Origin of the sequence: Bacillus sp. UNCCL81 (assembly GCF_900112535.1) — a bacterium.
In the GTDB taxonomy this organism is placed as follows: Bacteria; Bacillota; Bacilli; order Bacillales; family Bacillaceae_G; genus Gottfriedia; species Gottfriedia luciferensis_B.
In genome coordinates this window covers 39606-52413 of sequence record NZ_FOMF01000010.1, presented here as the reverse complement: position 1 = coordinate 52413, position 12808 = coordinate 39606, and the positions used below count along the sequence as shown (strand labels likewise).

General features: G+C 32.0%; 13 protein-coding genes. 2 read left to right on the top strand and 11 right to left on the bottom strand.

Features of this window, described 5'->3' with window-relative positions; all coding sequences use genetic code 11:
* Window positions 1–217 precede the first annotated feature (217 nt).
* Genes pbfA through BM319_RS19300 form a run of 6 tightly spaced genes read right to left on the bottom strand, consistent with a single transcriptional unit; the run spans window position 218 to window position 6893 of the window.
* Window positions 218–1570 (bottom strand): (R)-1-hydroxy-2-aminoethylphosphonate ammonia-lyase, encoded by a 1353-nt coding sequence (gene pbfA / locus BM319_RS19325; RefSeq protein WP_069033329.1) that lies wholly within the window; start codon window positions 1568–1570, stop codon window positions 218–220.
* Window positions 1564–2376 carry a phosphonoacetaldehyde hydrolase gene (gene phnX, locus BM319_RS19320; RefSeq protein WP_069033330.1) on the bottom strand — a complete coding sequence of 271 codons (813 nt, stop codon included), beginning with the start codon at window positions 2374–2376 and terminating at the stop codon, window positions 1564–1566. The genes pbfA and phnX overlap by 7 nt, the downstream gene beginning before the upstream one ends.
* Window positions 2373–3467: a 2-aminoethylphosphonate--pyruvate transaminase gene (gene phnW / locus BM319_RS19315; RefSeq protein WP_091024257.1), complete on the bottom strand. Its 1095-nt coding sequence runs from the start codon at window positions 3465–3467 to the stop codon at window positions 2373–2375. Before phnW ends, phnX begins: the two co-directional genes overlap by 4 nt.
* Before the next feature lie 20 nt (window positions 3468–3487).
* Window positions 3488–4480, bottom strand: coding sequence for an extracellular solute-binding protein (locus BM319_RS19310; protein WP_069033332.1), 993 nt, complete (start codon window positions 4478–4480; stop codon window positions 3488–3490).
* 42 nt (window positions 4481–4522) lie between these two features.
* Window positions 4523–6148, bottom strand: a complete 1626-nt coding sequence (locus BM319_RS19305; protein ID WP_069033333.1) for an ABC transporter permease subunit — start codon at window positions 6146–6148, stop codon at window positions 4523–4525.
* Complete coding sequence (locus BM319_RS19300) at window positions 6141–6893, bottom strand: ABC transporter ATP-binding protein (RefSeq protein ID WP_091024255.1); 753 nt, start codon at window positions 6891–6893, stop codon at window positions 6141–6143. Before BM319_RS19300 ends, BM319_RS19305 begins: the two co-directional genes overlap by 8 nt.
* A gap of 219 nt (window positions 6894–7112) precedes the next feature.
* On the opposite strand from BM319_RS19300, the gene BM319_RS19295 reads away from it, so the two are divergent.
* Entirely contained in the window at window positions 7113–7874 is a 762-nt protein-coding gene (locus tag BM319_RS19295; RefSeq protein WP_091024253.1) for a DeoR/GlpR family DNA-binding transcription regulator, read from the top strand.
* Window positions 7875–8449: 575 nt separating this feature from the next.
* On the opposite strand, the gene BM319_RS19290 is transcribed toward BM319_RS19295, so the two are convergent.
* Entirely contained in the window at window positions 8450–8644 is a 195-nt protein-coding gene (locus tag BM319_RS19290; RefSeq protein WP_069033336.1) for a hypothetical protein, read from the bottom strand.
* Window positions 8645–8858: 214 nt separating this feature from the next.
* A complete protein-coding gene (locus tag BM319_RS19285) occupies window positions 8859–9764 on the bottom strand; it encodes a phosphotransferase enzyme family protein (protein WP_091024251.1) in 906 nt (301 codons plus the stop codon).
* A gap of 140 nt (window positions 9765–9904) precedes the next feature.
* Between BM319_RS19285 and BM319_RS19280 the strand changes: the two genes are divergently transcribed.
* Entirely contained in the window at window positions 9905–10147 is a 243-nt protein-coding gene (locus tag BM319_RS19280; RefSeq protein WP_069033337.1) for a DUF2584 family protein, read from the top strand.
* Between the two features lie 285 nt (window positions 10148–10432).
* Here the strand turns inward: BM319_RS19280 and BM319_RS19275 are convergent, their stop codons facing one another.
* From BM319_RS19275 to BM319_RS19265, 3 genes are read right to left on the bottom strand one after another with little or no spacing between them, the layout of a single operon-like run.
* Window positions 10433–11017, bottom strand: coding sequence for a GDSL-type esterase/lipase family protein (locus BM319_RS19275; protein WP_091024249.1), 585 nt, complete (start codon window positions 11015–11017; stop codon window positions 10433–10435).
* A 4-nt stretch (window positions 11018–11021) separates the two neighbouring features.
* Entirely contained in the window at window positions 11022–12497 is a 1476-nt protein-coding gene (locus tag BM319_RS19270) for a sodium:solute symporter family protein (protein ID WP_069033339.1), read from the bottom strand.
* On the bottom strand, window positions 12494–12682 hold the full coding sequence (locus BM319_RS19265; RefSeq protein WP_069033340.1) for a DUF3311 domain-containing protein: 189 nt from the start codon (window positions 12680–12682) through the stop codon (window positions 12494–12496). Before BM319_RS19265 ends, BM319_RS19270 begins: the two co-directional genes overlap by 4 nt.
* Window positions 12683–12808 lie beyond the last annotated feature (126 nt).

Sequence of the window (12808 nt, the reverse complement as noted above, 5' to 3'; positions counted from 1 at the left end):
TAATTATTTGCGATTCTCAGATTTTATTTGCAGATAGCAGTTTAATTGCAGCATTTCACCATTTATTCGCACTGTTGGACTCGTTATTTTGCTGTTCTATTAGACTTATTTGCAGCACTAGAAATTATTTGCGATTCTCAGATTTTATATGTCCCTTTTTGTTCCAACAATAAAAGTGCAGCTAAACTCATTAATAGAATTTTAGCTACACTAAGAATTAACTAAACCTTTTCAACCCTTCTTCAAGAAGGCCCACAGCAAACTCTAATTCACTTTTAGTTACAATTAAAGGTGGATGCCATGTTATACAATTGCCTCCAGAAAGCTTAAATGAAAGTCCATTATTTAAACAATAATAAAGAATTTTTTCGGCTAATTCATCATTCTTTTCTTTTGTATCGCGAGACTTTACTAACTCAATTGAGATTAATAGACCCGCAATTCGAATATCACCGATTCTCTCATACTTTTCATAAAGTTCATCTAATTTTAACTTTACGTATTCGGATTGTATTCGGCAATTCTCTTCCAAGTTGTAGTCATCTATATACTCAATTGTTGAACAAATCGCTGCACAACCTAATGACGGTTTCTCATGTGTATAATGTCCAAGCGATATTTCTTCGGCAACATCGTATTTTGTACGAGCTAGTACAGCCGCTTGAGGTATTACCGCTCCACCTAAACCTTTTCCTAGAACTAGAATATCTGGCTCAATCTCAAATTTTTGATGAACATAAAATGTACCACTTCTCATTAGAGCTGTCGGAACTTCATCAAAAATTAATAGAATGCCATGTCGATCACACATCTCTCTTAGTCTCTTAAAATAAGATTTTGTTGGTATATGTGTATCAGTTGCCCGAATTGGTTCTAATAGAATTGCTCCAATTTCTCCTTCATGCTCAATCATATATTCAATATGGTCCAAGCAAAAATTCGCTATTTCTTCATGTGAGTCAGTTTTTAATAGATTACGATATCCATTAAAAGGAATCGCTTTTAATGTACCCGGCATAAGAGGGCCCATATCCTTTTTAAAGACGTATTCTCCACCAACTGAAATGGCATCTAAACCAGCTCCATGAAATGATTCCCACATCGAAATGACTTTATGACGTCCAGTCACCTTTCGCGCAATTTTTAGGGCTAGTCCGAAAGCTGCACTCCCAGATGGGGTAAATAGAACCTTGTAATCTTTTGAAGTTGTTTTATTTACTAATGCATTAGCTGCCTTAATGACAATCTCAGACGTAAACCTTCTTGGAATAAATGGGAGTTCATCAACTTGTCTTTTGATTGCTTCAACTACATATGGATTTTTATAGCCAACTTGATGTGAGCTATTTCCATGAAAATCTAAATATTTGTCTCCATTCACACCAATTAGATAACTTCCATTAGCATCGACAATTCCATTAAGACAAGGCGTAGACATTGATTGTCTTGCAAAAACCTTTGCATCCTCTTGAATGACTTCTCGACTAATTTGATTTAATTGATCCATCCATTCCGTGCGAAGAGGGCTTGAGTTAATATCGCCCTCTCTTTTCAAATGAGTATTTAACATGTTACTTTCTTACCTTCTACAATTAAATCATTAATTTTGTCAATTAACATAGGCAATTCACTCATTGATTTAATTGTAAAATCTGCACCATTTTTTCTAAATGATTGTTCAGTTTTTGATATGATTGCTTCTTTCTCACTATCTGTTAAGCTACTAAACTCTTCTAAACTAAGTCCCATTTCTGAACTTCCGATAATGACGCCGACAGACCAAACACCTGCATTAATACCTTCTTTAATATCTGAAATTGTATCGCCAACTTTCACGACTTTCCATGGAGCTGTTAACTTTAATGCTTCCATGTTACGGTAAATCATATATGGATACGGTCTACCAAATGAATTTGTTTCGTCAGGAGTAATATAGAAGTCTGGATAATAGCCTTTAATCTCAGCATTTGGAACGACTACATCCATCATTTTATTTGTGTATCCTGTTGTTGATCCTATTTTAAGACCTTTATTCCTTAATTCTTGCACTACTTCGATTACTCCAGGAATCGGATCTGCATAATCAGATAGTGAAGCCATTAAAGCTGGCTCAAAGTTTGCGTATAGTATATTCACATCTTGTTCATTAAATGGTCTCTCATATTTTTCAATCCAAAGCTTAGAAATTCTAGGCATTGAAAGCATTTCACGAATATGATCGATTTTTAACATCCCCATTGGTGCACGAGCTTCTTCCATTGTTACTTCAATTCCAGCATTTTTAAAAATATCGATAAACACATTTACTGGCGCAAAACATCCAAAGTCAACTGTAGTACCAGCCCAATCTAAAATAATTCCTTCTACTTTATTCATTTTGTCACCACTCCCATATATTCTTCAATAATATTACATAAACTTTGGATGTCTTCTTCATAAATTTCTCCAATATTTCCTACACGGAATGTATCAGCATCTGTTAGCTTACCAGGATAGATGACAAATCCTTTTTCTTTTATGAAATAATAGAAGTTTTCAAAGCTAAACTGTTCACTTGGAAATAAAAAGGTTGTAATAATTGGCGATTGATTTTCCTCAGAAATATAAGCGTTGATTCCCACTTCTTTCAGTCTCATTCTTAAAACGCGTTTATTATTCTTGTAGCGAGCATACCTAGCTGAAATGCCACCTTCTTCAATTAACTCATCAATCGCTTTTGAAAATGCCGCAACAACATGCGTTGGAGAAGTAAATCTCCATTTTCCATCCTTGTCCATTTCCTTCCATTGATCGAATAAATCTAAAGATACACTTCGAGCAATTCCCTCACACTGAACGAGCTTATTTAGTTTTGCTATAACAAATCCAAATCCTGGTACTCCTTGAATACATTTATTAGCACTACTAATTAAGTAATCAATCCCCAGTTTTTGAATATCAATTTCAATGCCACCAAAGCTACTCATTGCATCGATAATTAATGTTTTATTATATTCTTTTGAAAGATCGGCGACCATTTCAATTGGGTTTAAAATTCCAGTTGTTGTTTCGCAATGAACCATTACGATGTGAGTAATAGCTGAATCTTTTTCAATAATATCTCTTAACTCTTCTTCTTTAGGTAGCTCATCATATGCAATGCTATATTGAACGAAATTAAGCCCAATATACTTAGCCATTTTTACAATACGTTCACCATAAGCTCCATTCGTTACAATCAATACTTTGTCATTTTTTGAGATTGATGAACTTATAACTGATTCAACTGAAAATGTACCACTGCCTTGCATTAAAACAACTGTATAATCTTCTTCTGAAGCATTTGCCAACTCTAGAAGTTGTGTTCTAATTTTTTGTGTTATTTCTTTATAATCGTTATCCCAAGTACATCGGTCAAAGAGCATTTCTTCTTTGACCGTATTTGTAGTTGTTAATGGACCTGGTGTAAGTAATTTATAGTTTTTCATAACCTTCATCCCCTTAGTAATTATTTTGCTGCATTAAAGAACTGTTGGTGCTCTTCTAATAATTTAACTGTTAATGGTTGACTAAATTTCATAGAATGAGCTGGTTTATGCTCGTCGCTAACGGTTTCGCCTTTGTATAAAGCAACTGGGTAATTTTTAATTAAATCTTTACGAGCATCTTTAATAATTACTTCTGCCATTTTCATTGCTAATTCATTTGATTTCTTATCTTTTTTAACAACTGCAACTGATTCAGTTAGTGAGAAGTTTCCTTCTGTTGGATCTACGTAGTCAATTGGTAAACCTGAATTTTTATCTAACACTGCTTGGTGACGTAATCCGATACCTGCTGCAACTTCTCCAGCTTCTACCTTCTTAATTGGACCTGAACCTGAGCTCTCTAAATGTGGACCACAGTTTGCGATTAAATCATGTAAAATTGTTTTACCTTCTACTTCACCATACTGAGTAATAATCGCTTGAATTAATAACCATCCAGTTGAAGAATCCATGATATTTGGAATTGATACTAAACCTTTAAATTCTGGTTTTGCTAAATCTTTAATTGATGTTGGCATCGGTAAGCCTTTTTCTTTCATTACTTTTGTATTTACAAAAATTGATCCTGTGTTAGCTAAAATTGGTGTATAAAATGAAGGATATTTCTCTAAAGAATTTGTTTTAAATGTTAAGTCTTCAAACATATTGTGTTTTTCCTGAGCACTGTCTAAAAAGTATGAACTCATTGTTACTAAATTTGCCTCGATTTTATCGCCTTCAGCCATAAGTTTTCCACCTAATTCAGAAGTACCAAATGTTTGGAATACGTATTTTCCTTCATAACCTGCTTTTTTCAATGCACTTTCCATTGATGTAATGGCTTCTTCATCACCATTCGTATAAATAACAACTTTTCCTGAGGCATTTGTTTTAGAACTATTACATGCAGTTAATGAAAAAACTAAACATAATGCGAATAATGACAACACAATCCCTTTGAATTTCTTAAACATTTGAAATAACCTCTCTTATTTTAATTTTTTATAAATTATTGATTATCCCTGAATAACACTTTTCCGTTGAAAATAGTCGCAAATGAATTTAACGATTAAGTTCGTAAAAAAGATTAATAGCGATAATACAAATATTTCATCATATTTTTGGAAGTGCTGAAGTTCTTTTATTTTGCTTGCAACTAAAGAAGTTTCAGCTGTTATTAAGAATATGATCCCACTTACCGTTACCATTGAATTGATAAAATAGTAACTAATCATTTCAAAAACTGTTGACTTAGAGTTCGGTAAGACAACTCTGTAAATTGTTTTAAACCAGGAATCCCCCATTAATTCTCCAGTTGTCTCCCAACCAGGATTCATTTTAGATAATGAGTTTTTCGCTAATAAATATGGTGTAGTAAAGAAATGAACGATGTTGCAAAGAATGATAATTGCAAATGTTCCTTTTAAACTACTATTATTGAAAAATAGTAAATACGATAAACCTAAAACCATTCCTGGAACAGTGTTTGTTAGCATCGAAATTAAATCAATGACTAGCTTAGATTTACTTTTTATAGCTGTTCTCACATTTAATAGTGCCGAGCTATATGCAACAAGAGTTCCTAGAATTGCTGTTACTACTGAAACATATAACGAGTTTTTATAAACTCCAATTAAATCTGTAGATTGAAAAGCATCTACGAAATGTTGTAGCGAAAAAGTTAATTTAAATGGATAACTAATAAAAAATGGTATGATGAACATTACTGCAAATACTGAAAGAATACCAACTAAAATGATTGTAGAAATGATCCCGAAACAAATATCTCGAACCTTGTTGGAAATCATTTCAACGTTTGTAAACTTATCATAATGAAAATTGAATTTTTCAAGATAGTTTAGCAATAAAACACCAAATACAGCTGGAACTAGCATCAATACTGCAATAACTGCACCATTATTAAAATTAGGAATTGATCCAAGCATAACTTGATATAGCTGGGTAGCTACAACGTAATATGTACCACCCACAGAAGCCGGTATACCGTAATCTGTGAAGCTTAAAATAAAGGAAAGAACAAAAGCTCCACCAAGCGTTCCAAGTAATGGGCGAATAATTGTATTTTTGAAGCTTCTAAATGGTCCGTCACCCATCAATTCAGAAACAACCATAAATTTTTTATCAATATATTTAAAAGAATTATTAATTAATAGAAATGCAGCTGGTAATGTATAAATTACATATCCAATTAGTAATCCATTAAATCCATAAATTTCGAATAGATTTTTTCCTATTAATTTTGTAATTAAACCTTGTTGACCAAAGGAATAAATAATCGCAAATCCATATGTGATCGTTGGAAGTAACATTGGAATGAGAATAACGACTTTCATAAATCCTTTTAAAGGTCGAATCAATTTCGTACAGTTAATTGAATATGCCAGAATAAAAGCTAAGACTGTACTGATACAAGCAGTAATAGTAGAAACCTTAATACTATTTCCAATTGCTTGTACTAGGTTTTTATCTGACAGTATTGTTATATAATTATTAATTCCAAAACCATAATCCGTTTCGAATGAGCGATAAAATAATGTGATTAATGGTACTAATAGAAATGAGACAAATAATATGAATATTGCTAAATAAATAATTCGCATTTCCGGTTTAACTTTATGCATATTTCTCACCAAACAAGTTGTAAATATTATGTCTCTTAATTTGAAGTTGCTTTAATATAAACTCTTCAACAAATCGATTATTTGGTTCGTTTATGATTTCGCTTGGCGTACCAAATTGTGAAATTTTACCTTCATTAATAATTAAAATTTTATCTGATAATGTTAATGCTTCTTCTGGATCGTGAGTTACGATGATAGTTGTTAGTTTAAATTCTCTTGCAATCGATTTAATTCGTTCTTTAATTGATTCTTTTATGACGCCATCTAGCGCACTTAAAGGTTCATCTAATAGTAAAATTTTTGGCTTCGTTACTAATGTTCTAGCAAGAGCAACTCTTTGTTTCTGACCCCCAGATAACTCTCCTATTTTCTTATTTAAATGAGGCTTTAATTCTAAGAAATCAATATATTCCTGTAATTCTTGATCCGATACAAGACCTTTCTTATTCCTTAATCCATAAACAATATTTTCATAAGAATTCAAGTTAGGAAAAAGTGCATAATCTTGGAAAACAATATTGAATCCTCTATTTTTCATTGGCGTTTTAGTAATATCTGCATCATTGAATATTATTTGACCTTGATCCATTTGCGTTAGACCTAGGATTAGATTTAGTAAAGTTGTTTTTCCACTTCCACTTGGACCTAGTAATGACACGATTTCTCCGGTTTTTATGTCGAGATTTATATCAGATAATACGACTTTTTTATCAAACTGTTTGCTAACGTTTTGTAGTTTCAGCAAACTGTTCACCTCCTTAAGTACAACCTTAGTATAAAATTCATATGTAAATCCAATTAGCTTTTTAAGTAAATAATATGTAAATTATACGTAAGTTTTGCATAACTTGTGCACATATTTACATTTTTTTAATCAAACATTTGCATTTCTACTATTGAAAATGTGTATTCATTTCAATTAAACTGTAAGCAAATAACATTAAATTACTGAATGGGTGAGGTTATGTTTCCACTTGAAAGACAACAAAAAATAATCGATTTATTAAAGGTAAATAACGTATTAAAAATAACTGAGCTAACTGAAGCTCTAAATATATCAACTGATACTTTACGTAGAGATTTAAATTTACTTGAAAAGCAAGGCAAAATAGAGAAAATATATGGCGGTGCAAAAATAGCTGAATCGAAGTTTTTTGAATCATCAATGGAAGAAAGAATGGTAAGTCACTTAGAGGAAAAAGAAAAGATTGCTGTCAAATGCGCTGAACACATTGAAGATGGAGATTGTATTTATTTAGATAGTGGCTCTACTACACTACAAATTGCGAAATATATTAAAGATAAAAAGAATTTAACAGTCGTTACGAATTCGATTCCAATCATCAATGAGTTAATGAATAGTTCGATTGAATTGATCATAATCGGCGGTAAAATTAGACGAAATGAACAATCAGTCGTTACGTACGATTACTTATTTAATTTTAACGAATTAAATATTCTAAAGACGTTTATATGCGCAAGTGGAATTACAATTGAAAAAGGAATTTCCGATTATAATTTAGAAGAGGCATTTACAAGGAAGAAAATAATTGAGTTATCCAACCTTAATTATGTAGCAGCTGACAGCACAAAATTCGGTAAGAATGTCACTGTTCACATAGCACCGCTTGAAAAAATTGATTATATCATTACTGATTCTCATATAAATAAAAGTTTTATTTCTAAATTTAATAAGACAAATACAAATCTGGTAATTACAGAATAAATAAAAGCAGGAGGATTCATTTATTGGGACCCTCCTATTTTCATTTAAGAGATGAGTAGTGTTGAATAATATCAGAGCTGAAAGTGCAATTAAATTCCGGGAATCGCAATTTAATTTGACAAATCTGCAATTAAATTCTAAGTAATTCTAATTAAAATTAGCTAATCTGCAATTAAATTACAAGGAACCGCAATTAAAATAAAATAATAACTATACTAGTAAGGGTACTTTAACCTAAAACTTATAAAAACAGGTACCTTCAAAAATAGAAAACTGCCAATTTGCTATTAATCTTTCTATATTGAATAAAAAATTGATAGAACCCGCTAATTATCTATAGAAGTGAGGATAATTTGCTAAGATAGCCCACTATTAACAACTTTCAGATCTTAAAACTGTTCAAATAAAAAAAGGGCTACCATATGTCACCCTCTGTGACCAATGGAACCCCCATAAGCTTACTTTAATCTTAAATTCTTTTTCCTCATTAAAAGTAAAGCCTTTTTATTCTCTTCTATTCAATGGTTACATATTAAAATCCCACTCGTCACAAGAGTAATTTTAGATCATTATGTCTATCTCCGCTGTTTCGCCCCTCTTACATAAAGGATAATAATCGCAAAGATAATCATTCCACAAACAATAAAAGGCATTAAGCCTGAACTGTAAACCATATATACTCGAATATGACGTATTGCATTTACAACTATAAAAAGCACCATGCATAACCATAAAATTACAATAAGAGCCGCATTCTTATTTCTTCGCATAAACATCAGCCCCTTCCAATAAAGCAACTACAAAAAATACTGTTTGTTTTATTATATAGTCGAATAAGCGAATCAATGACCACACGTTTTTGAGTATTTGTAAAAGTTTTAAAAAATTAAAAGGATAGCCAGTCTATAATAACTAGAGCTATCCTATGTTTTTAGCTTTTATAAAAAGTATAAAACTACATTAAAAATCCTGGTTGTGCTTCCTTTATTGATATATCGAAAAATCTGTGATATTTGCATATGGTAGATCATTATTAATCTTATTTTCTAAATCAATAAGTGTATATTTTTGCCATTCCTCTAATCGATTCAAATCCCATTTTTGAACAAATAAATGGTACAAAAATATTTCTCTCAATTTAAGAAAAACTGGGATTTGTTTTACTATGTCATTATGAAGTAAGTTTTCTAGTTTATATCCTTTAAAAAAGCGCGTCAAAAAAGTCTTAATAAACTGTTCATTCATTTGGTTAAAAGAGTTCTGTTGCCAATATGCATGATAAAAAGCTGTAGCAATATCCTGTGCGAACCAATTAAATGCACAATCATCAAAATCGATTATAAAGGGCGTATTACCAACTAGAATTATATTCCCTTGATGAAAATCATTATGAATAAGCCCAAATGTATCGGATTTCACTTGAAATTGTAATAGCTTTTCCATGTGTTTATCATAAATCTCTTTCATAGTAGGAACTAACTGATCTCTAATCCCAAAAACATCAACACGATTAGGTGACCATACAGGACGATGTACTTCACTTAATTTATACTTCTTGACTAAAGAGTGCATCTTCCCCAATTCTTTACCCCATTGTTCAAACAGTTGTATGTTCCAATGATTAGGATTTGTAACATCAATTAGTTCGCCATTAATATACTCAAAATAAGTTATGACTCTTTCATCTTCTTTTCCTAGATTATGATCCACTCTTGGGACATTTACTTCTTGCATATGTAAAAAATTTATAAACTGAATTTCCTGTAACACCATTTCTTTTGTTCTTCCTAATTTAGACTTTCTAACCACCTTATTATATTCTTCATCAAAAAAAACATCATTTTGAAGCCCACCGCTTAAACGGACTTGATTACTACGCTTCTTATTCATTGATAGTCCCCATCTCTCTTATAGACTTTCATACAATCCCCTTTTTGTGTTCACAACCAAAATATATTAAGATATTTTTAAGTGTTTAATTCTTTCTATATTAAATATTATATCTATTCAATTTAAGGAGTTTTCAAAATATGAGTATGCCATTTGAATTTAATTGGTTAATTGTAACGAACGATCACGCCGTTAGACAAGAAAACAATCTATTCTCTTTAGAACTTAACGGGTACCATTTATTTCCTATTGATACACCAATCAATGTCTCCCGAAAGAATGATGAAAAACCTTTTGGAGTAGCTGTTATTCAAAGCATTGAATGGCGGAATAAGAATACTTATATGGTTTATGAACTAAAAGCAATTGATACAGTGAACTAAGAAGTTCAAGAAATTTTATTAGAGCCCCAAGCCTATTGCTTCTTTTCCAAAATAAAAAACGGATAGCTTAGCTATCCGTTCTAGTGTGTAGACAAAGTCCTAAAAATCTGATTTTCAGACTGATTGCAAGCGCTTGACTTTCGAGGCGCGAAGCCTGGTGAGGAGCGGAGTTACCTTTGACGGTAATGAGCACCACAGACAGGCGAAGCAACGAAGAAAGCGAGCGTTTGTCAACAGTCTGAAACGGATAGCCTTAGCTATCCGTTCTTTTTAGGCCTTAAACCATCATAACTCGATAATCGATTGATATGCCTGTTTTGCTAAAGCATTATGACCAAGTTCATTTGGATGAACGCCATCAGTACCTTCAAAAAACTCCGAGTTTAGATTCTTATGTTGTTGAAATGGAATTCGAAAATCAATGAGATTAAATTGATTCACTTTTACCATTTTCTCGATTCGATTAGCTAACTCTTGTGCCTTCAACACAAATGTATCAAAACCAGCAATCGGTTCCCACACTTCTTCATGATTGATATGATCTATATGGATTGGTGGATGGATTGCTAAAATAGGTTGAATACCATTGTGCATTGCTTGCTTTACCATCGAATAAATATTTGAAAGTATATAGTTTATTTCAACATCCCACCACAAATCATTTCCACCTGCACAAATAATAACGTGTGATGGATTATTTAATATGACATCATGGTAAAATCGTGACAGCATTCCAGTACTTGTATCTCCTGAAATCCCTTTATTAATAATCTCGACTGATAATTCATTTTGAAGAATAGTTGGCCATGCATCAACTTTCGAGATTCCTAAGCCTTCTGTAAGGCTATCACCGATACATATAATTTTCATCTTCTCACCATTGTTCCTTTATAGTTTCTTGTCTCACTCTTGGTCTTATTTTTATTAAATAAGTAATTCCACTAACTCCAAACATAAAGACAATATTAATCGTGAATGCAATAAATCCTGAATCAAAATCTTTCAAAAATTGAGGAGCATGAGGGAATATTGTTCCAAAAGTTGTATTTTTTATTGTTACGTATGCTACTGTAACTAGTCCAGATAGTATCCCTGCAACTGCTCCTATTTTTGTAACTGGATTACGTTTAAAGAACGTAACAATTAGTGCAGGGAATAATTGTAAGACGAAGCTATATGCCATTAATAAAAGAGAAAGCATTGTTTTTCCACCATAAAATGTAAAAAATAATGCGATTAAAGCAATGATCGGGACTAAAATTCTTGTAAGTCCTGCTAACTTTGCATCGCTTGTTTCCGGTTTTATTGCTTTATAAATATTTTTAGAAAGTAAGGTTGAGGCAGTTAATAATAACAACGAACTAGGAACTAAAGCTGCTAGTAAACCAGCCGAGCCAATTACACCAATAAACCAAGGCGGAAGTGTTGCTTTAGCAATTTCGAATAAAACTAAATCAGTACGTCCATCTGGTATATGTGGCATTTGTAAAAGTGCAGTAAAACCAATAAAAAGAATAAAAACCATCAAAATTTGATAAAGAGGTATAAGTGCCGCATTTTTACGTAATGTTTGTGAGTCCTTTGATGATAGACTTGCTCCGAAAACATGCGGCCACATATATTGACCGAGCGCAATAATTAAACAAACTGATACATACCATGAGATACTATAGCCAGACTTAGGTAATAATAGGAACCCGGGTTTAGCGGCATCTAATGTTCTAAACATCGGTTCTACACCACCGTAAAAATGGAAAGGTAAATAAATCCCTAAAAACAAAATTGTTATGAGCATCAAAATATCTTTTAATATAGCTGTAAATGCTGAACCATGAATTCCTGAAATATAAACAAAGATTGTTACAACAATTACACCAATCCACACTGCTAAATTTGGAGAAATAGCGCCGTAGGAAGCTTCAGATACTATTATTTTTATTCCATTTAGTTGGAGGACCATATATGGAACAATTGAAACAACTCCAACTAGTGCAACAAGTAGTCCTAATGATTTACTATTATATTTTTTAACAAAGAAATCTGGCTGTGTTAATAAATTATGTTTTTTTGCATAGCGCCAAATATGAGGTAAGATCCAAAATGGAATAATATAAGTAACAGCACAGAAAATATAGATTACTGGACCACCCATTGAATAAGATGCACTACTAGCTCCTAAGAAAATAAACGTTGTAAACATTTCACCTGCCATAAGGACGAACATGACAATACTACCAAAATTCCGATCCCCGACTACCCATGATTCCATATTCATTTCTCTTCCTCTTCGGGCACGGATACCTAAATAAAGAGCTATTAGAAACGTAATTCCAATTAATAGAATGCTCATTGATTTTCCTCCTGTTTCTCTAATATTGCATTACTAATAAAAAGGCAAACAGATGTGATTACTAACCAACTCGCAGACCAAAATACAATAAATGGTAATCCTAATATGTAAGGCTCCACTCGATTCACAACACTTAATGATCCTATGAAAGCAAAAATAGTTAAAAAAATTGCTAAATATTTCATTCCGTTTCCTCCTTGTCTTTAAGTTGATTATTTAAAAAATTCTGTTAATATTTTATAGACTTATGTTAAACTCGTTTTATAAAATAGTAAAATCTTACTCTCTTATTGTAAGCGCTTAATAAAGGA

Bases quoted from the DNA above. Each gene is read 5' to 3' on its own strand.
- BM319_RS19310 (WP_069033332.1), bottom strand. From the start codon at position 4,480: ATGTTTAAGAAATTCAAAGGGATTGTGTTGTCATTATTCGCATTATGT.
- BM319_RS19285 (WP_091024251.1), bottom strand. From the start codon at position 9,764: ATGAATAAGAAGCGTAGTAATCAAGTCCGTTTAAGCGGTGGGCTTCAA.
- BM319_RS19290 (WP_069033336.1), bottom strand. From the start codon at position 8,644: ATGCGAAGAAATAAGAATGCGGCTCTTATTGTAATTTTATGGTTATGC.
- BM319_RS19295 (WP_091024253.1), top strand. From the start codon at position 7,113: ATGTTTCCACTTGAAAGACAACAAAAAATAATCGATTTATTAAAGGTA.
- BM319_RS19265 (WP_069033340.1), bottom strand. From the start codon at position 12,682: ATGAAATATTTAGCAATTTTTTTAACTATTTTTGCTTTCATAGGATCA.
- pbfA (WP_069033329.1), bottom strand. From the start codon at position 1,570: ATGTTAAATACTCATTTGAAAAGAGAGGGCGATATTAACTCAAGCCCT.
- BM319_RS19305 (WP_069033333.1), bottom strand. From the start codon at position 6,148: ATGCATAAAGTTAAACCGGAAATGCGAATTATTTATTTAGCAATATTC.
- phnW (WP_091024257.1), bottom strand. From the start codon at position 3,467: ATGAAAAACTATAAATTACTTACACCAGGTCCATTAACAACTACAAAT.
- BM319_RS19280 (WP_069033337.1), top strand. From the start codon at position 9,905: ATGAGTATGCCATTTGAATTTAATTGGTTAATTGTAACGAACGATCAC.
- phnX (WP_069033330.1), bottom strand. From the start codon at position 2,376: ATGAATAAAGTAGAAGGAATTATTTTAGATTGGGCTGGTACTACAGTT.
- BM319_RS19275 (WP_091024249.1), bottom strand. From the start codon at position 11,017: ATGAAAATTATATGTATCGGTGATAGCCTTACAGAAGGCTTAGGAATC.
- BM319_RS19270 (WP_069033339.1), bottom strand. From the start codon at position 12,497: ATGAGCATTCTATTAATTGGAATTACGTTTCTAATAGCTCTTTATTTA.